This window comes from Pseudomonas sp. UBT, assembly GCF_050915955.1.
Lineage (GTDB): Bacteria > Pseudomonadota > Gammaproteobacteria > Pseudomonadales > Pseudomonadaceae > Aquipseudomonas > Aquipseudomonas antarctica_A.
Window position 1 is genome coordinate 42095 of the sequence record NZ_CP168081.1, and the last position, 20250, is coordinate 62344.

A 20250-nucleotide genomic window follows, 5' to 3' on the forward strand; every position below is an offset into this window, starting at 1 on the left:
CGCTGTACAGATCCCTTAAGCATATCGAGCGACAAAGACTGGATGCTGACTCAGACAGTGCGCATCCAGTCCAATAAGCACTACCGCAAGCGTTACGCTGCGATGGTGTGCCCGAGCTTGTCGGTCAGGAACTCGTAGAAGTTCACGCGAGTGCGTGGGTTTTCAAGTTTAGCGCAGGCTTCGTCCAAGGCCTGAATGGCTTCCTCGCGCGAGATCTTGTTCTTGTCGATTAGCGGGCAGGGGGCATGAGAGATAGAGGGTAGGGCGGATGCCCCGCAAGGGCACCGGCATTAAGCGGTTTCAGGAGACCTGGGAGAAAGTGTTCGAGGTTGAGTTGAAATCAAAACAGCTTAGGGTCATTGATACATCACCGTTCATCAGTGAGGTACAACAATGCGTGGAAGTTACAGCAGCAGCTCATCTGCCGGGATCTTGATCTGTTTGGCCGTGGTTTTGTGTATCTGTGCCGTGGTCACGTTGGCCGACCAGGTACATCTGGACATCGCCATTACCGGTGCTGTCCTGGGAAGGCTGGGTCTGGCCTGGCTGTTAGGGTACTGCATGGGCCGAGGGCTACTAGGCGTGGGCCTCAGCTACAGCTGGCCAGTGTGCCTCGGGCTATCCTGGATCGCACTCATGCCCGCATTCAGCGCTTGGCTTGACGAGGATGCCTACGGCTGGCTCGAGCCTTTTTGGTCTCAATGGGTAGGCGTGGTTGCAGTAGCGCTCCTCGCGTTTCGAATCAGATCAATCGTAGAGTAAGTCTGATCGAGGCGTGACCATGAACACCTCAATCTGAGGTCGAGGCGCGCCTTGCGATCGATGGCATTATCAACGATTTGAAATCGCCTCAGCGGCGTCCTTGCCGAGTGCCGCTGTCGTTCATCACCAGTGGTAGTCAGTGTTAGACAGCAAGTATTCTGCTGGAACATTCGCCAAGTTCGAGAAGTGCTATGCGAACATTCTGAAAAACCGAAGCTATTCCATCTTTCTCAGCACCCGTGCGCCGATTTTTACTTGATTCACTTCCATGAAGAATCTCTCGCCTCAGTTAGCAGCATACTAGATATATTGGGGCGTCAGTTCCGATGCCGAGCTGATAAACTTCGCGTTCAAAACAGAAAATCCCATTCAGCTGACCCATCAAGGATGCTTAAACCATGATGTCGGCGGCTTTGAAAAACAAATTAATCGCTTGGAGTTGGCTAAGCCTTACAAATTTTTTCTGGGCGGCGAATAACGGGCGGGAGCCTAACAATTTTTTGGTTCGAACGCGAAAGCATTTGGATTCCGCATCTGGCATTTAAGTACCTTGATCATTGTTATCGATCGCATACTGATTTATTAAGTATGGAGCAGCAGTAGGCGCAATCCCATAAGTGTTAAGCGTATCGCCTAACGATGACCATGCAATCGCCAATTATCTAACCAGGCGGTGCAGCTTATCCCTAAACGACCTGGCATTGATGTCTTCACTCTTGAACGGTGGTTAGCACAGTGGTGACTGACTGTGTTCACTTGATTAAGAACCACTATGTAGCCTGAAACAAGTAAGTGCTGGAGGCGGCGGGGGCTTTTAACCCCTGTCGCGCATGCCAACGCCACGCACGGAGAGACTACGCTCTTGGTCATGCGAGTGGTAATAGACGTTCTGAGTGGTGCTGAGACTGCTATGGCGCAAGTCCATCTGCAAATCCTTTGGACTGCGCAGAGGCGCATCGAACGTTGCAGAGGTATGCCGAAGCCAGTGCGCAGACGCTGCACGCAGGCTATTCATCTCATGCTCTTCGCGCTCTTCATCGCGCATGCGCGCCAAAGCGTTATCGAAGACTGATTGGAGGAGGGTGCGCACTTGTCGCCCCGACAGTCCTGAGCGACCTCGAAGCGTCATTAGCAGAGGTGTCTGCTCGTTCCATTCTGGCAAGGACGAAAGGCCTACAAACCGGCGGTAGCGCTTCAGATACCTTGAGACGTACTCATCCCTGACTGCGACCTTGCCGGCCTTGTTGCCTTTCCCGATCACGTGGTACCACCAGTTGCCCTCTGGATCCTGGCGAAAATCCCCCATGACCGGATGCCAGTTCGACCGGCCAACGATGTCGGAGACACGGAGATACATCGCAAACAGTGTGGCGACGATGAATAGAGTGCGCTCGTGCCGCTCTGGTTCATCCTCGGCCATCCGTTCAGCGGTCTCCAGCACGTAGTCCCACTGCAAGGGCGTCAGGGCCCGATTCGAGCCTTCCTCTTGTGGCGTTCCACGGTTAAGGGTGCGCTTCTTGATCATCCGGAAAGGGTTCGCCGCAGCCGTCCCGTCTTCGATCATGTACTCGAAGAACCTGCTACAGATCGTGTAGATCTGGTTGAGGGTGCTCGGAGAAGGCTTGTAACGAGTGACGCTCGAGGCCACGCCAGGCTCTGCCTCCTGGGAAGTGGCGTCGGGCGTTGACTTCAGCTCGTTCGATGAGTCCTTTGATTGCTTCAGGCTGAATGGCCTCCATTTCTCGTTGGGCATGACAAGATCACCCCAAGCGGATTCAGTCTGATCGCTGGTCGCGAAACGGCCGCGTACGACTGGGCCAATCCAGTCTCCTGGAGGGTTACGGCAGAATTCCAGGTAGTCTTCCGCATCTTGGCGTTTGAGCTGAGAAAAAGGCTTTTGCTTGATAATGAGTGTCCATAACAATAACCTCTCAACATGAGTTCTATAAGAAGTAAAAGTAAGACTATTGTCCGAAAAGGCGCGAAGAAAATCCCGTGTCGTTAGATAACCCTTGTTAGCCTCCACTGAAGCGGGAAAACTTTCAATGTACTGACGAACGCAAGCCATACAAGGTTCACGCAAGCTAAAATCCATATCAATGAAGATTTCGTAGGTCTCAAAAATAGGCATTGGTTGCGTAGACATGCTGGTGCACTACCGTATGATTTGTCTCTGGTTAATAACTTCCAGTTATGGAAGTAACTGGAAGTTAGGGCAGGGCGGCTGCATTTTTCATCTTCCCTAATCTGAACTGATGAACATTGACCGATGGTAGCCCCTGAAAGACGCCGCTGCAACTCCCCTTGCTCAGCGGAGATAGTTTTTAGTTTCAGCTTGACAAAAGCCTGAAGCGTGCACTAAGAGCGATTGCTCTGTTGGTTTATCCGCTAATTTCTTTGTGTGGATTTTTTTCTTTATGTCGTGCTCGGGATTTTTTATTTAACTATTTATTGTCAGATCCAGCTTAATTCTCAGCACCATTATGGATTGAGATATTTCTGCACTACTCCAAAAATCATTTAACCTAATATTGTCAGAGTATGCGAATTCTGTTTTTTGCTTCTTTGGGGTTTGTGGGCTTAAAGCGGAGTTAGACTTGTTGGAGCGGCTTTTCTCGGCACTCGGTCAGTGGCAATTGTTGTGTAATTCATGCTTCAGGCTCTGCATTGACCGAATGATATGCTCGGCAACGTAGTCCAAGAAGGTCTCAATAAATGAGTAAAAAAGCACGAAGGGTTTTTCCATTTAAATCTTTAAATGGAAACGCCCTCTGGAACATCCACTTATTTCGTTGAATACCTGAGAGAGCCCTGTTTTCGTGTGTTTCACGGATTTTAAGTACGATTAGCACATGGCATTTCCACTTATTGTTTTAATAAACAACGGCGACATTGAGGGAGGCCACGATCCAGCTACGTGTTGTTGATCATGTCGTTCAGGAGCGGCGGCGAGCAGGCATGCATCAGTGCATGATTGCAACACGAACGAGGTGGATATGGCGCTGGCCCGGTATTACGGGGCTTTGAGGAAGTCGCAGCGGCTTTGAGAGGCTTCGGTTTAGGGGCTGGTGTGCAAGCGGACGCTGAGTTTCAGCAGGTCTACGGAAAGACCTTGGCAGCGCTCTGTTGGCATGGAATGTCCACTTGTTTCGTCTCAGGAAACGGAGGGTGTGAATGTCCACTCATTACCTCAAAAATCGATGAACCCCCTGTCTTTCGTGGGTTTCAGGGCAGCCATGGATCCGCACCTTCGGATCTCAGTCCATTGATTTCTCCTTGGGCTAGGGAGCTATTACATCTGAACTTAATTAATAAATGTTGTTGTTAATCAGCAGCTTACGAACTTTTGCCTAACAGATTTTTCCACTGATTTCTAAAAAAAACCTGGCGCATTGGCATGCTGAATGCGCTCAAGCCCCCGGGAATCAAGGGTTTGAGGGGAATAGCAAGGGGCTTTCCACTTAAACCGCGATTGGCGCAATAAGCGGAAATGGACAACAGTTAAGTAGTTCCATCATGACACATAATTTAACATAATATACATTATGCGAACCGTCCTATACAGGACTGGGGGGCTCTGGAGGCTGCTTTTCACCAGGTGATCAGGTGTTGCTAGTAGCAACACGGCTTCAGAACGATGGCTTCTGTCCTTCGTCATCTGCGTCGATACGAATTTTGGCGCGTGCAACAACGGCCATCGCTTCGGCAATGAAAGCCACGTCACCGGTTTCGTAAGCATCAGCCAAAAAGATAGCTATGGTCTCTGAATCAACCAGCGAGTCCGCAGGATCATAATCATGTGTGCAACTACCGACAGGGATTGGCTCTGAAGAGCCATCGGGATAGCGGAACACCCATTTACCGTTGATTTGTTCTGCATGGGGCAAGCCGAGCTGGTCAGCTTTATTCGCAGCTTTCGCAGTGGCAGCAGCCATTATCTCCGAAACTTTATCGAGACCAATTTCTTCAAATAGCGATTGAACCATGGCAACTCCCATTTATCAGGTTGGAGCTATTGAGGTTACTTCAGCTCTGTCATTGGATGACCTCGGGAGAAATCCGTTCAAGTCGCCAAGCCTCCTGGAACATGGCTTTTAACGCAATCTGATGCTCTTTGGTGAAGCTGGAGGTTCCTTTGCGCAGGTAGGGATTTCGCCAATGCTCGTTGCGTAACAACTGATGATATGAGACTTCCTGAGCGGTAATCGTGGGCCGATCCGTGCCATAAATAAAGCCCGTTTTAAGTCCAAGGTTGAAGCGGTTGGAAATGATCCAGGATGAGTCTGTAATAGACTCGACCGCTTCCGACAAGGCAGCACACGCGCCACGGAAATGGGGAGCCGAAAGCCCCGCAGCCGCAATTGACTGAATAGCTTCAGCCTTAATCAAGGTGGCCAACGCTTTCTGCTTTTCAGTTCCCTGCATATTCATACTCTACATATTTCATTACATTATAACTAAACTAAATAGTTCTTTAGTTTAGTTATAACAAGATACTCAGCTTTTCACGGTGAAAAGCCGGTTGAACGCCAGAAGGATCGTTCTGAAATTTAGCTGCTAAATCGACAAGGTGTCGAGCCAGAACTACGTCGAATCAAGCCCGTGCTAGCATCCAATGAAGCACAGCTAAAGGCAGCAATGATGAGCCAACAAAGCCAGCCGGAAAGTAGTTTCGCTTAGAAGATTTAGAGCGGCAAGTCGCTTTGCTCACGGCCTCGCACAAAGCTATTATCCTAGCTGTCGGCGAGTTGGGCGGCCTTCGTGCATGGCAGCGATTTTTTTCTCATTATGACGAACATGCGCTGATGGTCTTGCCCAACCTCAAAGAGCCTAAGCCTGACTAGACGCCACTCTCCCCTCCCCTGATCAAAGCGACAAAATTAATTGAGCAAAGCACACCTTCTGCAATTAGTTCCTCTAGCCGCGCACAATGAGGGATTACACGGTAGGCGCGCACTGGTTCATCTGACACTACGTAGGACGTCGAATTGTTTTACTTGAAGGCTGCCCTGAAGTTGTCGAGGAACGAAAACCCCGGGCAGCGATAACCAGCCGGCAACAGCAGCGCGAAGGGAATGGTAACAATTTCGTTCCCTGTGTCGATCACATCTAGCGAGCGCGCGCCTCGCTGGGAGTCATTCCGAATCGCCCCTTGAAGGCGCGGGCGAAATGCGCCTGACTGGAAAAGCCGTGGCGATAGGCTATCTCGGCGATGTCCAAGCGCCCTCCCTGGGGCGAGGCAAGCAACTGGCGGGCGCGCTCGAGGCGCTTCTCCTGCAAGTAGCGACTGGGCGCCCCGCCCTCCTGGGCGAACAGCCGCGCCAAGTGCCGGCTGGAGATGCCAGCGGCGGCGGCCACTTGCTCACAGCTCAGCGACGGGTCGTCGAGGTGTTCCTGGATGTGCTGCTTGGCTGCCAGCAGGTAGGAGGCGCTAAGTGCACTGGCCCGATGCTCGCCGGTGTGGTCACTGATGATGCTCGCCAGCAGGTTGTAAGCCTCTTCCTGGAAGCGTCCTGCGCCGTCCTCCCGAGGAGCTTCGAAAAATCCCTGGGTGCATTCGCCAAGGGCACGCACCAGCAGGCGTTGCACCGAGGTCTCGCCGCCGATTTTCAGCGGCCCCTTGAAGCCTCGCAGACAGCGCTCGGCGAAGTCATCTTGGGGAATGTCGAAGATGAACTGGCGCATCGGTCCCGAAAAGCCGAATACGTAGGGTTTATCGGTTCGGTAAATCACCAGTTCACCCGGCTGCAGTAGGTTGCAGCCGTTGTCTTGGTAGAAGAACGACTGGTTGCCCAGGACCAGGGACACGAAGATCGACTCCTTGGGGGCCGCGCGAACCATCGAGTGGTCGCGTTCTACCACGTGCTCGTTGCCGCCGATGCGGGCCACCCGTAGGCGTTCGAGACACAAGTTATCCTGGGTCGCGGTGAAGCCGAATTGGGAATACGACGAACATTTCAGGCCAACCAGGATGGCGGAATTGTAGTTCTCCCAGAACTCCAGGCGCTGTTCCAAGGGAGTGTCCTGGGTGCTGGCCCGTCGGATTTCGAGCAAGGCATTTGCGGTCATTTTTATTCTTCTCGTTGAACGCTACGTGGACCTCCCGGATTTCAGGCAAGGCGTCCGGGTCAAGCCGCCGACGCTTCTCGATCGGCAGGAATGTTTGGTGGCGTACGAACATTAATATCTTAATCAAGGCCGCCGTCAATCGTCCGCATGATCGACGGCGGGGAGCGGCGTCGCTCCCGTACTAGCGATGTCTGAAAAAGGTAAGCATCCCGGCCGCCAGGGTCAAACTCGCTCATCTGGTCCTAGTTATATTCGCCCCACCCATAACAACATCAGATGCCAATCATGCCCGAAGCCGCCAACCGTGAATTCTGGAAAGACCTGCAACCCATCCCTAACTGCTTCAAGCCCGACGCAAAACCGGAAGTCTATCTGCACAACGCGCCGACCGAGGACGAGAGGCTCTACGTGCCCTTCACGGAAACCGTGAAGTCGCGGCCGCTGTGGATCTCGCCGAGCGAGAACCGCTGGTGCGACATCCTAATGTCGACGACAGCGGGCTTGGTCAACCGCCACTACCACCCTCACGAGGTGTTCGCCTACACCATCAGCGGCAAGTGGGGTTACCTGGAGCATGACTGGACCGCCACCGCTGGCGACTTCGTCTACGAAACACCCGGCGAAGGCCACACCTTGGTTGCCTACGAGCACGAAGAGCCGATGCGCGCGTTCTTCATCGTCAAGGGCCCGCTGATCTGGCTCGACGAGAAGGGTAACCCTGATGGTTTCTTCGACGTCCACGACTACATCGCTATGTGCCGCGAGCACTACGAGAAGATCGGCGTTGGTGCCGCTTATATCGACTCCCTATTTCGCTGACCTGAGGCGCGCGCCGTTCCTTACCGACGCGCCCTTCCCTGCTGGCCGGCCAACCCGGCCTGGAGACCGACATGGCACATAATAAAAAATCCGCCAGTTACGAAAACGTCCTCCTCAGCGTGCTGTTCCTGACCTTCGGATTCGTCTTCTTCGACCGCCTCGCGCTGTCGTTCCTGTTCCCCTTCATGCAGAAGGAGTTGCAACTGAGCAACAGCCATCTAGGCATGCTCTCCTCAGTGCTCGCCCTGGCCTGGGCGGTGTCCGGCGCGCTGGTCAGCGCCTGGTCAGACCGCCGCGGCCAGCGCAAGCCGCTGCTCGTCGCTGCGGTGATCCTGTTCTCACTGTGCTCGGCGCTGTCCGGGCTCGTTGGCGGCTTCTTCAGTCTGCTGCTGTTCCGCGGCATCATGGGCCTCGCCGAGGGACCGATCCTGCCGCTCTCGCAGTCGCTGATGGTGGAGGCTTCTTCACCGCATCGGCGCGGTTTGAATATGGGCTTGCTGCAGGGGTCGGCAGCCGGTCTGCTAGGTGCGGTCATTGGCCCGCCGTTGCTCGTAGCCTTGGCCCAGGCCTTCGGTTGGCGCCATGCCTTCATCGTCTCATTGCTGCCAGGTCTGCTAATCGCCTGGCTGATCTGGCGCTATGTACGCCCGGACCCAGCCCGCGAAAAGGTGCCGGCCGTCAGCGCAGACGCTTCGAAAGGCAGTCGCCTGGCGCTGTTGAAGAGCCGCAATATCCTGCTCTGCACCCTGATCAGCTGCGTGTTCGTCACGTGGTTCATCGTGCTGATCTCCTTTACCCCGATCTTCCTGGTTAACACCCGCGGCTTCAGCCCTACCACCATGGGCAACCTGATGAGCTGCCTGGGCGCCGCGTGGGTGGTCTGGGGGTTTGCCGTGCCGGCGATCTCCGATCGCATCGGCCGTCGGCCGACCCTGGTGATCTTCTCCCTGCTCGCCGCCTGCTGCCCATTGGCCATGCTCTACGCACCGGACGCCACCAGCCTTGGCCTGCTGTTGCTGCTGACTTACACCGGGCTCGGCTGCTTCACCCTCTTCATGGCCACCATTCCAGCAGAGACCGTGTCGCGCGCAATTGTTGCCACGGCCCTCGGTCTGATCATGGGGTTGGGGGAACTGATCGGCGGCTTCGTCGCACCCACCATCGCAGGCTTCGCGGCGGACCGCTTCGGCCTGTCTATCGTCATGTGGATATCCTGCGGCGGCGCCCTGCTCGCCGCAGTCCTCTCGCTGTTCCTGCGAGAAACCGCACCGGCCGTACTCGCTCGCCGCGGCGCCCCGGTTACCACCGCCATGCAAGGAAACCAATCATGAAAGCACTGCGTTGGCATGCTGCTCGCGACCTGCGCCTGAGCGACCTGGAACTCCAAAAACCGGGTATTGGTGAAGTCGAACTACGGGTCGCCTACTGCGGAATCTGCGGCAGCGACCTGCACGAGTACCAAGACGGACCGCACTCGATTCCCCAAGCCGAGCCTCATCCCCTCTCTGGCTGCCGCGCACCGCTGACCCTCGGTCACGAGTTTTGCGGCGTGGTCAGCGGCCTGGGCGCCGGCGTCGTAGACCTGAAGGTCGGCGACCGGGTAGCGGTAGAGCCGGAATACCGCTGCGGCGAATGCCGCTACTGCCGGGAAGGTCGTTACAACCTCTGCGAGTCGATGGGCTTCATCGGCCTGATGGGAGACGGCGGATTCGCTGAACGGGCACGGGTGCCGGCCTACATGCTGCACCGTCTGCCGGAGACCGTGAGTTTGCGTCAGGCAGCCGTGCTCGAACCGGCGGCCGTCGCCCTGCACGCCTTGCGCCGCAGCAGCCTGGCGCCCGGGCAACGCTGCGTGGTGTTCGGCCTCGGCCCGATCGGTTTGCTGCTGGTGATGCTGGCCCGCCTTCGCGGCGTGGACGACATCACCGTCGTTGACCTCAGCCCGGAACGCCTGGCCCTGGCCGGTGAATTCGGCGCCACCCAGGTGCTCGACGCCAGGGACGGCGACGTGGCAGCCCGGCTGCGAGAAGGCGGCGCCATGGATTGCGCCTTTGAGGCGGCCGGCAGTCAGGCCAGTCTCAACGCCGCCCTGGCCAGCTTGCGCAAGGGCGGCGAGTTGGTCTTGGTGAGCCTGATGGGCGAGATCCGGCTGGACGCCTTCGACCTTGTCAACCGCGAGCTGCGCCTGCTTGGCAGCGTCGGCTACCGGGACGTCTATCCCGAACTGATTGCCCTGATCGCCGACGGCCATCTCGACCTGACCCGTGCGGTGACTCGCAGCGTATCCCTAGAACAAGCGGTGGAGCACGGTTTCGAAGCGCTGCTGCGGGACAAGTCGCAGATCAAAATACTGGTCAACCCCAATCCGGACCTGGCCGACGCCTAAGGAGCAACGTATGGTATTTCAGGACAATCTCTATTCGCAGCAGCAGGTGCTGGTCACCGGCGGCACCTCCGGCATCGGTGCCACGATTGCCGTCCATTTCGCAGAGCTCGGCGCCGAGGTCCTGGCCGTTGGCCTGGCCGCTGACGGCGAACACGCACTACGCCACCCACGGGTCCGACACCTGGAACTGGACATCACCGACCACCCACAACTGGAGCAGGTGTTCGCCGAACTGCCGGGCCTGAACGTGCTGGTGAACAGCGCCGGCATCAGCCGCGACCGTGACGAATACGACTTGGCGACCTTCGAGCGAGTGCTGCGCCTAAACCTGACCGCCGCCATGCACACCAGCCAGTTGGCCCGACCTCTGTTGGCGAAACAGGGCGGAAGTATCCTCAACATCGCGTCGATGTTCAGCACCTTCGGCTCAGCCGATCGCCCGGCTTACAGCGCCAGCAAAGGCGCCATCGTGCAACTGACGAAGTCGCTGGCAGGCGAGTACGCCACCGAAGGCATTCGGGTCAACGCCATCGCACCCGGCTGGATCGACACGCCGTTGGGTGCCGGCCTCAAGGCTGACGTCGAAGCCACCGGCCGGATCATGCAACGTACACCGCTGGCGCGATGGGGCGAGCCGGTTGAAGTGGCCAGTGCCGCCGCGTTCCTTTGCAGCCCCGGCGCCAGCTTCATCACCGGCGCCGTGCTGGCGGTGGACGGCGGCTACCTCTGCGTCTGACGCCTTATCGAAACGGGCTGGCCATCGCCCGGAACCGCCTGCGTGGCGCAGGCGGACGTGCGTAAAAAAAACAATAACAAGACGAGTACCTTGCCATGAAAACCCTTCGCATTCTGCCGGTGCTGTTCTGCACCAGCGTCCTGAGTCTGTCTGCGTATTGCGCCGAGAACACCCGCAGCGGGCCGCTGGCCGGACTCGGTGAACAACTCGAGCTGAACGGCGTGAGTCCCCACGTACAACTCTGGAGCCTGTCGATGAAGAACCTCGACACCGGCCCAAGGCCTAACAGTTTTGGCAACAGTGGCGACCTGTTCGTTGGTGCGGATGTCAACCTCGGCACCTTGGCCGGCCTCGAAGGCTCGGCATTTCATGTCGAAGAAACGGTCTTCATCCTCGATCAGGGCACCGGACAACCCACCTCACGCAACTGGCAAGGTGCCGCCGGCAGTTACTTCGGCGGAGCACCGATTCACAACGACATCACCAGCAACCAACTGAGTCTGCTGACCTTCGAACAAAAATGGCTCGATGGCCGGCTCGACCTGCACCTGGGACGCACCAATGCCCGGCGCTATTTCTACATCTACAACTGCGACACCGTGGTCACCTGCAATGACCCGATCATCGACTCCTCAACCGGCGTGCTGCCACCGCCCTACGGCGCCTGGGGCGGCTACCTGAAATACCAGGTGAACCCAAGCCTCTACGTACACGCGGGGGCGTTCGAGTCCAACCCGGTGGACTACCTGAAAAAGCGCAAGGGCCTGGACTTCAACACCGACGACGCCAGCGGTACCAGCTTCCTGCTGGGGGTCGGCAGCAAGCCGGGAGACGACACCACCCAGTACGAACTCAACGCTTATTTCAACTCATCAAAGCAGGTTGATCCCTTGACCGGTGTCAGTGACCACGGCACCGCCGGCGCGTTCTTCAAGTTCCGTCAAACGCTGTGGCGCGCCAACCTGCAAGGTGTGCAAGTGTTCGGTTCGCTGTCGGCGGCCGCTGATGACAAACAACCCTTCAGCCATTTCGCCGAAGCCGGGCTGACCTACCTCGCGCCCTTCGACCGCCCCCAGGACAAGCTCAATTTCAAGACCAGTTACCTGCGGATCAACCCGCACCAACTGGAATTTCAGCAGCGGATGCGCACCGACAACGGCGGCGACCCGCGCCTGGGTGACCGGGATGTCTATGCGCTGGAAGCTAACGGTCACTTTGCCCTTAGCCGCAACGTGTCCATTGAGCCGAGCGTGCAGTACCTGATCAATCCGGACAACTTCTACAACCCTGGTGCCCGAGAGCTGAGCGGTAATGGCTTTGTTGTTGGGCTGCAAGTGATGTTGGATGTCGGCTCGATGCTGGGGCTCTGAAGCTGTTTTTCTATCGTCAACGAGGTAATTGTCATGACCCAATCCCCCGCGCGCACGTTCGACTACATCGTGGTCGGCGCAGGTTCGGCCGGCTGTGTGCTGGCCAACCGACTGTCTGCCGAACCCGGGGTTTCGGTGTGCCTGGTCGAAGCAGGGCCCAGTGATCGCACATTGTTTCCCGGGGCCTACATACGCACACCGGCGGGCATCATCCGCTTGATCGCCAATCCGAAATGGAACTGGATGCATCAGTTCGAACCCCAACCGGCCAGTGGTGAGCAACCGATCCCCTGCCCTCGCGGTCGGGTCTGGGGCGGTTCCAGTGCGATCAACGGCATGATTTATGTGCGGGGCCACCGCAGCGATTACGATCGCTGGGGGGCGGCCGGCAATCGGGGCTGGGGTTATGACGATCTATTGCCATACTTTCGGCGCTCCGAGAATTTCGAGCCCGGACCTTCGCCGTGGCATGGCCAGAACGGCGAACTGAACGTCGCCCACCAGCGCAGCCCAAGCGCGGTCAACTCAGTATTCTATGAGGCGGCGGCGCAAATGGGTTGGCGTTACAACACCGACTTCAACGGCGAGGAGCAGGAAGGCTATGGCGCGTTTCACGTCACCCAGATCAATGGCGAGCGTTGCAGCGCTGCCCGGGCATTTCTCTACCCGGCGTTGTCGCGGCCAAATTTAACCGTACTCAGCGAAGCACTGACGCATCGAGTCCTGCTCGATGGCAAGCGCGCCTATGGTGTCGAGGTCAACCAAGGGGGACAGGTGTTTGAACTCAAGGCCCGGCGTGAAGTGATCCTCAGCGCCGGCAGCATCAACTCGCCACAGCTGTTGTTGCTGTCCGGTATCGGCCCCGCTGAGGAGTTGGCGCGGCACGGCATTACCCAGCACCACGAACTGCCCGGCGTCGGTCAAAACCTGCAGGATCACCAGGACATTGTCTTGATGTACCGCAGCGACAGCGACCTGGGTTACGGGCTGTCTCTGCGTGGGATATTGCCGTTGGCGTCCTCGCCCTTTCAGTATCTGACGGCGCGACGAGGTCCGTTGACCTCGAACACCGTGGAGTCAGGTGCCTTTTTACGCCTCAACCCCACAGATACTGCACCGCAGTTGGGGCTGATCGTCGCCCCTGCCTTGAAGAACCAGCCTCAACGCCTTATTCCCGTAGGCCACGGCATCAGCTTGCATGTGGCGGTGATGCACCCCAAAAGCCGTGGCCAAGTACGCTTGCGCTCGGCGGATCCGAAGGATAAACCGCAGGTAGACGGCAACTTCCTCAGCCATCCGGACGATCTGCAAACCCTGGTCGAAGGCTTTCGCCTGGTGCGCCGATTGGCGGCGACCCCCGCTTTTGCCGAGCGTTTGCAAGGCGAGCTGGTGCCTGGGCCGAAGGTCACCAGCACGGAACAGATCGAGCAGTGGATCAGGGAAAATCTGAGTACCGTGTTTCACCCGGTTGGCACCTGCAAAATGGGCAACGCTCCCATGGCGGTGGTCGATGACCAGTTGCGTGTCCACGGCCTGCAAGGGTTGCGGGTGGCGGACGCGTCGATCATGCCGACTCTGATTACCGGCAATACCAACGCCGGAGCGATCATGATCGGCGAGAAAGCCTCGGACCTGCTGCTGGGCAAGGTGCCGCCGGAGCGGTAGCACGTCAGATGCTCCTCTGGGCCACCGTGAATCAGAACGCCATCTGCGTCTTGGCTCATCAGGAACCATGTCGAATTCGTCGCTGCGCTGGTCCCAGCGCCGAACACGGCGTAGTGCGGGGCTGGGTAGATGACATGGCCGGACGGCTAATTTGACTGGCCGCATTACATTCCAGCCTTCGAACGCAAGCCGGATGCACTGCGCAATCGCGCACCGTTTGCCGGTCTGCCTAGTCCGTTGCGGCCTCTCAAACGGGGCTCAGGTGCTGTCTGCGATGCCCAACACCGGTGCCGATCCGGTGCTGGTAGCGGTAGAACTGGAGCTTGAGCCGGCAAGGCTGAGCCTCGATCACATCTTAAATGCTCTCGTCAGAGTCACCGCTACTGCACCGCCGCCCTCCGTAGAAACCTGAATCGCACCTGGTTTTCTAGGCACCATCATGCCTTAAGGAGGTGCCATGAGCGACCCGCGTTACCCCGAATAATTTCAAGATCCAATCGGTCAATTAACTGAGCTAAAAGAAAGTAACCTCGAACGCTGTTTATTGGAGATCAAGATCGGATGCTCCGCCGCTAATGGCACGTGTCGCGGTATCCGATCGATTGGCTAAAGGCAGAGGAGTCTAACGGGCGAGCTAGTAGTTTTGATCAGCATCATAAGAATCGAGTCAGAAAATTTCGCGCTGTCGGACTCATACGGATACCGGCTGTTGGTGAATACATCGCAGTATCTCTCAAAGCAATCTTCTTGGCTGTCCAAGGCCAGACTGCAACGGATCTGGTCAGGAACGGCATGAAAAAGTGTCAGCAAATCATGCCTGTCAGGACTCTTGCGGTTAGTTTTGCCGATGCTCAGCAGCTGCTGGTGAGCCTTGGCAAGCGCTGCGGGATCAAGCGTGTACTTTTCGCCTGATGTCCCTGGGTTCTGATCAGGCAACGAGATGAAGCTTTTGAGCAGGATCTCCATGCCGATTGCTGCATTGACTTGTGCTACGTGCGGCAAGTGTTGAGCGTCAAGCAACTCGGCTGCTTTCAGGTAGCTATGAGCGCTTTCAAGCATCCAGCCTGGGAAGTGCTCATCTGGTGAGCGACCCTTCCCCCTTTGATGACTCTCATTTATAACTAAAATAAATAGACATTTATTTTTTTATTCTTTAGAGGCATTAATGGGCTGTTTACCTGCCTTATGTCCCATCGATGAGGTGTCTGTATGCCTGCCCTCCTTGATAACGTGACGTGCCAGTTCTGCAGATCCCCTTCCCTGGCTCATTTGTTAGGCCTGTACATAATCAAATACATCGTGCCGTGGAAGTCGAGCCGTTAGCGAGTCAGTACCATTGCCAGGAAGGCCGCCATCGTCTTTACAGATAGTCTTGATTAACAGCTTTTCACAACCGCTCGGGACACACTTGGAGGACTATCCAAGCCGTCTTTAACGTTACTGAAGGAGCGAGCCATGTCAGTTGAAAGCGTGGGGAAAAACACGGTGCCCAAGCAAGGCGATAGCGGCTCGGTCTTCGATGCTGCACTCAACGGTGCCTGGAAAAACGAGTGGACACGACGCGAGGCGGCGCGCGACCAGGCCAAGGCATCGGGCAATGAAGCGTTGGCGCAACACTTCCAAAACGAACTGGATGTCCTGAAACTGATGATGCCGGAGGGTGTACCAAGCGACGCTACGCCACCCTTGGCAGGTGCCAGCGAATCAGAACCTTCGAAAAGCTCGGTGCTGGACACAGCACCACCTCTGCCAACTTCGAAATCATTGCCGACCCCATCGAGCGCCGTTGCTGAGCGCCCCTGGGATGTGCTGACGGGTAACACGCTGAACTTCACCAACGAGCGTGACACGCCGATGACTATCGTGTTCACCGCCAATGCCGGCCAGCCCCTTGTTCCCTCCGTCACACTCAAACCCGGCGAAACACTGGCGCAGTCTTTCCCCGAAGGTTGGTCGGGTAACTTCCGCTCCTCGACCGGCGATGGCGTCAACGCCACACTTGGCGAAGTGGCTTTCAATGGTGGAGCGGACGGTAAGCAGACTTTCTACGACGTCAGCTATATCGAGGGCAACAACGCCCGTATGACCATCGAACCGAGCTCGGGCGGCCCGGTGTCCGGCACACTGAAGGACATCGTGAGCGGCGCACCCGACAGCATCAAGGCGCGGGATGAGCACGGCAATGTCTACGGGCTGAAGAAAACCACCAACGCGCAAGTCATCAACGATTCGGTGGTCAGCTACTACCGTGCCGCAGTCGGTGACGGCGAGGGGTACGTCGTGCCGAAGGATGACGCGAGCACGCTCGGCTCCAACTCCAACAGCCTTAACGTGCGAATTGCTTGATTAGGTTGCGCCCATACACGTCTAAAATCGCCCTATGTAAAAAAGCTGGCCCTTGAGGCCAGCTTTTTCTCGGCTGGCAAAAGCTGAAGCTGACCGCCGCCGTAAGGACTGCAAGTACATACTAGACCGGAGACCCTTCAGTAACCGCTCGCCGCCGTCATCGCCCCACCCACGATCGCAATCCCTGAACTGCTGCCCAAGCGCGTCGCCCCGGCTTCAATCATTTTCACCGCCGTCGGGTAATCACGCACCCCACCGGATGCCTTGACCCCAACCCCGGCGCCTACGGTTTTGCGCATCAGTGCCACGTCTTCGACCGTGGCGCCGCTTCGGCTGAACCCGGTAGACGTCTTGACGAAAGCCACACCCAAGTCCCGGCAGATTTCGCACGCCTGGACCTTCTGTGCGTCGTCGAGCAGGCAGGTTTCCAGGATGACCTTCAACGGTACGGTGCCGCAGGCCTTGTGGACCACGGCAATATCATCGCGCACCGCGTCCAGCAGCCCTTCCTTCAACCAACCGATATTGAGCACCATGTCGATCTCCCCTGCCCCGGCGGCAATCGCCCGTGCGGCTTCAAATGCCTTGCTGTCACTCAGGCCCGCGCCCAGCGGGAAGCCCACCACCGCACAAATCACCACGGTATCGTCGGTCAGGCACGACGCGGCGTAAGGTACCTGTCCCGAATTCAGGCACACCGAATAAAAGCCGTGTTCCTGGGCTTCTTCGCACAAGGTGCGAATCTGCTCACGGGAGGCGTCGGGAGACAGCAAAGTGTGATCGATGTACTTTGCCAATGCTGCGGGTTGAAGAGTGTTCATTTAACGGGCCCTTGCCTGTATGTTGCCAATGATCGTGTGCCGCTTGTCACAGCGCTCACAATAATACGTTACAATAGTCACACTTAATGTTGCGTATTTAACAACAACAATCAAGCCCTGGAATACTCGTGGACAGTAAAAAAGCCGAGCGACTCAAGCTTATCCAACAAGCCTTGCAGGACCAGAACGCCATTCACCTGAGGGAAATGGCAGCGTTGCTGGACGTCTCCGAGATGACGCTGCGCCGTGATCTCAATCACTTCAGCGATCACCTGCGACTGTTGGGCGGCTACATAACCCGGGGCGGCAGTGAGGTCAGCGAATACCGGGTCGCCGACCAAGGCACGCGCCACGTCGAAGAGAAACGCCGCATCGGCAAGCTCGCTGCCGGTTTGATACAGCCGGGTGACACGGTCTTCTTCGACTGCGGCACCACCTCGCCCTTCGTCATAGACTTCATCCCCGATGAGCTGGAGTTCACGGCCGTGTGCAGTTCGTTGAACGTGCTGCTCAAGTTGCATAACAAGCCCAACTGCCACATCGTCTTGTGCGGCGGCACCTTTCACCGCAAGAACCAAGTATTCGAAAGCAGCGCCGAAAGCAGCATTCTCGACAGCGTGCGCCTGACGTGGGCCTTCGTGACTGCGGCGGGTGTCAGTCAGGAATTCGGTGTGACGTGCTTCAACTTCAATGAAGTCGAGGTCAAGCAAAAGGTCCTGCGCCAGGCCCAGCAACGCGTGTTGCTCGCCGACTTCAGCAAGTTCGACACGGTGCGCACCGCTCATTTCGCTAGCCTTGAAGACTTCCAGTACGTGGTGAGCGACAAGAAAATCCCCCGCGCCTATAAAGAAGTCATCCAGGCCCGCGGTGCGCAATTGCTGGTTTAACCCAACAACCTCTGCCGTTCCTTCTTATTCAAATAGCCGGTGGTCACGCTGAACGAGGCGCTCGCCCCGGCCGCCAGCTGCCTCACGTGGCCTTTGGCTTTCTCAGCGTTGTAGCCCTCGGGCTCGCAGGTCGACGGCAGCACGAACGCGGCCACTTGCTGATCCGGTGTGTGCAGGACCCAGCGTGCGGCGTGCTCGAATTGCTCGGGGCGATAACGGGTGTAGAACGCGGCGCCATCGGGATGCTCGAGCAGAAAGTGCGCGTGGCCGCTGGCGTCGGTGCCGACGCCGTCGAGGAAAAACACAATTTCAGGGTCATACAGCGCAGGCGCTTCGAGGCAGGCCAACTGGGCGGGATGCTCGGCCAGTTGCGCCATGTAGGCACTCCAGTCGGGTGTCGGCTTGACGTGGTCCGGCACACTGGTCCGCAGGCGCAGACGCTGCATGCCCAGCGGCTCGACGAACCGGGCACCGTCCACATAGGCGTAGTTCATGTGGGCCATGTACATCAGGTCCATGGGCTTGCCGGCCAGGTTCGTCACATCCATCTCGATATCGAACAAGGCCGAATCAGCGCGCAGTGTCACGCTGGGGCAGGCCCGGTAGCGATCGCCGAACCCCTTGGCATATTCATATGACCCGCCCAGGCGCACAAAGCCCTCGCCCAACTCCAGCCAGGCGGTGTCCATATGCGCGCAGGGCATTTCGCCGTGCAAGGCATGCGTGTCATCCGGCGCCGGGCAGCCGTTGCGCAGCAAGCCACTGTGAAACATGAAACAGCCATAGGTATCAATGACCGTCGGGCTCGGCCGGGGCTGCTCGAACAGGTTGCGCATGGTCAGGTCACACCCCTCGAACACGGCCGACCAGATCATCTGCCCTTGATAAGGCAGCACCACCAGGCGTCCACGGCTGTTCTCCAGGCTCAGGGCCAACACACCGGACGGGTAGGTCCAGGCACTGACCTTGAAATCCTCAGACTGCAAAAGGATCTTTTCCTGCTCGCCAAACACCGCACGATACAGCGCGATACGTGTGTTCATGAGGCCACCGCCGCTGCCGCGCCCGCTGGCAAGGTGTCTGACTGGCGCAGGCATTTGACCGCGTACATCACGATCACGATAAAGCACAGCAACGGCACGCTGTAGGCCAGTTGCATGTTGCCGCCACTGGCATCGGACAACAGGCCCTGGAAGATGGGGATGACCCCGCCACCGACGATGCTCATCACCAGCAATGAACCACCGACGCCGGTGTCTTCACCCAGGCCATCGATGGTCAGGCCGTAAATGGTCGGCCAGCATGGGCCGAGAAAAATACTCACGCCAACCGCTGCATACACCGCCGAAATGTTCGGCACCATAATCGTGTAGGCCAGCAGCACAATGCACAGCACGCCGTAAATCGCCAACACTCTGGCCGGGTGCAGCCTGCGCATCAACAGGTTGGCGATCATCTTGCCAACAAAGTACGCCGCAAAAGTGGTCAGCAGAAACCACGAGGCGCTGCGTTCATTCATACCGCCCATTTGCATGGCCAGGCGAATGGTAAAACTCCACACACCCACCTGTGCGCCCACATAGAGAAACTGCGCCAGTACGCCAAAGGTAAAACGCGGGTTACGCAACAGCCGCCCCAGGCTTTGACGCAGGCTGCCAGGTTTGCTGTCGGCAGGCTTATTGCCCTTGCAGGCGGGGAACCGGGTAATGGCGATCAGGATAAACATCAGCACCAGTACAGCGATCATCCACTTGTACGGCAGCAACGTGGACTGGATCATTTGCAACTGCTGCACCGCCGCCTCGGAGGCGCTCATTTGCTTCAGTTGTTCAGTGGTGGCGTCGGAGTCCTTGAACATCACAAAGCTGCCCACGTACACCCCGGCCATCGCGCCGAATGGGTGAAAGGTCTGCGAGATATTCAAACGTCGCGTCCCGGTTTCCCGTGGGCCCATCAGCGTCGAGTAGGTGTTGCACGCGGTCTCCAGGAACGACAGGCCGGCGGCAATCACAAACAGTGCCAGCAGGAACATGCCGTACTTGGCGGTGGAGGCCGCCGGAAAAAACAGCAGGCAGCCAAACATGTACAACAACAGCCCGATCAGAATCGTGCTCTTGTAGCTCAAGCGACGCACCACCATCGCGGCCGGAATCGCTACAAAAAAATAGCCCAGGTAAAACGCCGACTGCACGAAGGCGGTCTGGAAATCACTGAGCAAAAACGCTTTCTTGAAGTGTGCGATCAGCACGTCGTTCATGCTCGCGGCGGCTGCCCACAGCGCAAAGATGCTGCACAGCAGGATAAAGGCGAACCAGGGCGTGCGGTTCAGGTAAAAACCGTCGGGGGTTTGTTGCAGCGCAGGTTTGTTCATTATTGTTCTCCGGGCTGA

The 20250-nt window shown here is 57.3% G+C and carries 15 protein-coding genes and 2 pseudogenes; 9 read left to right on the forward strand and 8 right to left on the reverse strand.

Annotated features, from left to right (window positions below):
* Window positions 1-1576: 1576 nt before the first annotated feature.
* The 4 genes and pseudogenes from ACDZ94_RS24590 to ACDZ94_RS24605 form a co-directional block, all read right to left on the reverse strand.
* Window positions 1577-2908, reverse strand: a complete 1332-nt coding sequence (locus ACDZ94_RS24590; RefSeq protein ID WP_432751751.1) for a tyrosine-type recombinase/integrase — start codon at window positions 2906-2908, stop codon at window positions 1577-1579.
* Window positions 2909-4436: 1528 nt separating this feature from the next.
* A pseudogene (locus ACDZ94_RS24595) lies at window positions 4437-4583 on the reverse strand (DNA-binding protein); the annotation flags it as partial.
* 214 nt (window positions 4584-4797) lie between these two features.
* Window positions 4798-5187 carry a hypothetical protein gene (locus ACDZ94_RS24600; RefSeq protein ID WP_432751752.1) on the reverse strand — a complete coding sequence of 130 codons (390 nt, stop codon included), beginning with the start codon at window positions 5185-5187 and terminating at the stop codon, window positions 4798-4800.
* Between the two features lie 684 nt (window positions 5188-5871).
* Complete coding sequence (locus tag ACDZ94_RS24605) at window positions 5872-6831, reverse strand: helix-turn-helix domain-containing protein (protein WP_432751753.1); 960 nt, start codon at window positions 6829-6831, stop codon at window positions 5872-5874.
* Window positions 6832-7116: 285 nt separating this feature from the next.
* Here ACDZ94_RS24605 and ACDZ94_RS24610 point away from each other — a divergent pair, with 285 nt between their 5' ends.
* The 7 genes and pseudogenes from ACDZ94_RS24610 to ACDZ94_RS24640 all read left to right on the forward strand — a co-directional run.
* Window positions 7117-7650, forward strand: coding sequence for a 2,4'-dihydroxyacetophenone dioxygenase family protein (locus tag ACDZ94_RS24610; RefSeq protein WP_432751754.1), 534 nt, complete (start codon window positions 7117-7119; stop codon window positions 7648-7650).
* Between the two features lie 71 nt (window positions 7651-7721).
* Entirely contained in the window at window positions 7722-8981 is a 1260-nt protein-coding gene (locus ACDZ94_RS24615) for an MFS transporter (protein ID WP_071483391.1), read from the forward strand.
* Window positions 8978-10036, forward strand: a complete 1059-nt coding sequence (locus tag ACDZ94_RS24620; protein ID WP_432751755.1) for a 2,3-butanediol dehydrogenase — start codon at window positions 8978-8980, stop codon at window positions 10034-10036. Before ACDZ94_RS24615 ends, ACDZ94_RS24620 begins: the two co-directional genes overlap by 4 nt.
* Before the next feature lie 10 nt (window positions 10037-10046).
* Window positions 10047-10772, forward strand: a complete 726-nt coding sequence (locus ACDZ94_RS24625) for an SDR family NAD(P)-dependent oxidoreductase (RefSeq protein ID WP_432751756.1) — start codon at window positions 10047-10049, stop codon at window positions 10770-10772.
* A 95-nt stretch (window positions 10773-10867) separates the two neighbouring features.
* Window positions 10868-12142, forward strand: a complete 1275-nt coding sequence (locus ACDZ94_RS24630) for a carbohydrate porin (protein ID WP_432751757.1) — start codon at window positions 10868-10870, stop codon at window positions 12140-12142.
* 33 nt (window positions 12143-12175) lie between these two features.
* On the forward strand, window positions 12176-13807 hold the full coding sequence (locus ACDZ94_RS24635) for a GMC family oxidoreductase (RefSeq protein WP_432751758.1): 1632 nt from the start codon (window positions 12176-12178) through the stop codon (window positions 13805-13807).
* Window positions 13808-13957: 150 nt separating this feature from the next.
* A pseudogene (locus tag ACDZ94_RS24640) lies at window positions 13958-14216 on the forward strand (IS21 family transposase); the annotation flags it as partial.
* A gap of 197 nt (window positions 14217-14413) precedes the next feature.
* On the opposite strand, the gene ACDZ94_RS24645 reads toward ACDZ94_RS24640, so the two are convergent.
* Window positions 14414-14866 carry a hypothetical protein gene (locus tag ACDZ94_RS24645; RefSeq protein WP_432751759.1) on the reverse strand — a complete coding sequence of 151 codons (453 nt, stop codon included), beginning with the start codon at window positions 14864-14866 and terminating at the stop codon, window positions 14414-14416.
* A gap of 396 nt (window positions 14867-15262) precedes the next feature.
* On the opposite strand from ACDZ94_RS24645, the gene ACDZ94_RS24650 reads away from it, so the two are divergent.
* On the forward strand, window positions 15263-16153 hold the full coding sequence (locus ACDZ94_RS24650; protein WP_432751760.1) for a hypothetical protein: 891 nt from the start codon (window positions 15263-15265) through the stop codon (window positions 16151-16153).
* 137 nt (window positions 16154-16290) lie between these two features.
* On the opposite strand, the gene deoC is transcribed toward ACDZ94_RS24650, so the two are convergent.
* A complete protein-coding gene (deoC, locus tag ACDZ94_RS24655; RefSeq protein WP_432751761.1) occupies window positions 16291-16974 on the reverse strand; it encodes a deoxyribose-phosphate aldolase in 684 nt (227 codons plus the stop codon).
* A gap of 128 nt (window positions 16975-17102) precedes the next feature.
* Here deoC and deoR point away from each other — a divergent pair, with 128 nt between their 5' ends.
* Window positions 17103-17861, forward strand: coding sequence for a DNA-binding transcriptional repressor DeoR (deoR, locus tag ACDZ94_RS24660; protein WP_064452463.1), 759 nt, complete (start codon window positions 17103-17105; stop codon window positions 17859-17861).
* Here deoR and ACDZ94_RS24665 read toward each other — a convergent pair.
* Window positions 17858-18904, reverse strand: a complete 1047-nt coding sequence (locus ACDZ94_RS24665; protein WP_432751762.1) for an aldose 1-epimerase family protein — start codon at window positions 18902-18904, stop codon at window positions 17858-17860. The genes deoR and ACDZ94_RS24665 overlap by 4 nt on opposite strands.
* Window positions 18901-20232, reverse strand: a complete 1332-nt coding sequence (gene fucP / locus ACDZ94_RS24670) for an L-fucose:H+ symporter permease (RefSeq protein WP_432751763.1) — start codon at window positions 20230-20232, stop codon at window positions 18901-18903. The genes ACDZ94_RS24665 and fucP overlap by 4 nt, the downstream gene beginning before the upstream one ends.
* Between the last annotated feature and the right edge of the window lie 18 nt (window positions 20233-20250).

What these genes read in the sequence shown, in the direction of transcription:
- ACDZ94_RS24620 (WP_432751755.1), top strand. Translation starts at nt 8,978, where the DNA reads ATGAAAGCACTGCGTTGGCATGCTGCTCGCGACCTGCGCCTGAGCGAC.
- deoC (WP_432751761.1), bottom strand. Translation starts at nt 16,974, where the DNA reads ATGAACACTCTTCAACCCGCAGCATTGGCAAAGTACATCGATCACACT.
- ACDZ94_RS24610 (WP_432751754.1), top strand. Translation starts at nt 7,117, where the DNA reads ATGCCCGAAGCCGCCAACCGTGAATTCTGGAAAGACCTGCAACCCATC.
- ACDZ94_RS24615 (WP_071483391.1), top strand. Translation starts at nt 7,722, where the DNA reads ATGGCACATAATAAAAAATCCGCCAGTTACGAAAACGTCCTCCTCAGC.
- ACDZ94_RS24650 (WP_432751760.1), top strand. Translation starts at nt 15,263, where the DNA reads ATGTCAGTTGAAAGCGTGGGGAAAAACACGGTGCCCAAGCAAGGCGAT.
- ACDZ94_RS24625 (WP_432751756.1), top strand. Translation starts at nt 10,047, where the DNA reads ATGGTATTTCAGGACAATCTCTATTCGCAGCAGCAGGTGCTGGTCACC.
- ACDZ94_RS24590 (WP_432751751.1), bottom strand. Translation starts at nt 2,908, where the DNA reads ATGTCTACGCAACCAATGCCTATTTTTGAGACCTACGAAATCTTCATT.
- ACDZ94_RS24630 (WP_432751757.1), top strand. Translation starts at nt 10,868, where the DNA reads ATGAAAACCCTTCGCATTCTGCCGGTGCTGTTCTGCACCAGCGTCCTG.
- ACDZ94_RS24600 (WP_432751752.1), bottom strand. Translation starts at nt 5,187, where the DNA reads ATGCAGGGAACTGAAAAGCAGAAAGCGTTGGCCACCTTGATTAAGGCT.
- ACDZ94_RS24645 (WP_432751759.1), bottom strand. Translation starts at nt 14,866, where the DNA reads ATGCTTGAAAGCGCTCATAGCTACCTGAAAGCAGCCGAGTTGCTTGAC.
- ACDZ94_RS24605 (WP_432751753.1), bottom strand. Translation starts at nt 6,831, where the DNA reads ATGACCGCAAATGCCTTGCTCGAAATCCGACGGGCCAGCACCCAGGAC.
- ACDZ94_RS24665 (WP_432751762.1), bottom strand. Translation starts at nt 18,904, where the DNA reads ATGAACACACGTATCGCGCTGTATCGTGCGGTGTTTGGCGAGCAGGAA.
- fucP (WP_432751763.1), bottom strand. Translation starts at nt 20,232, where the DNA reads ATGAACAAACCTGCGCTGCAACAAACCCCCGACGGTTTTTACCTGAAC.
- ACDZ94_RS24635 (WP_432751758.1), top strand. Translation starts at nt 12,176, where the DNA reads ATGACCCAATCCCCCGCGCGCACGTTCGACTACATCGTGGTCGGCGCA.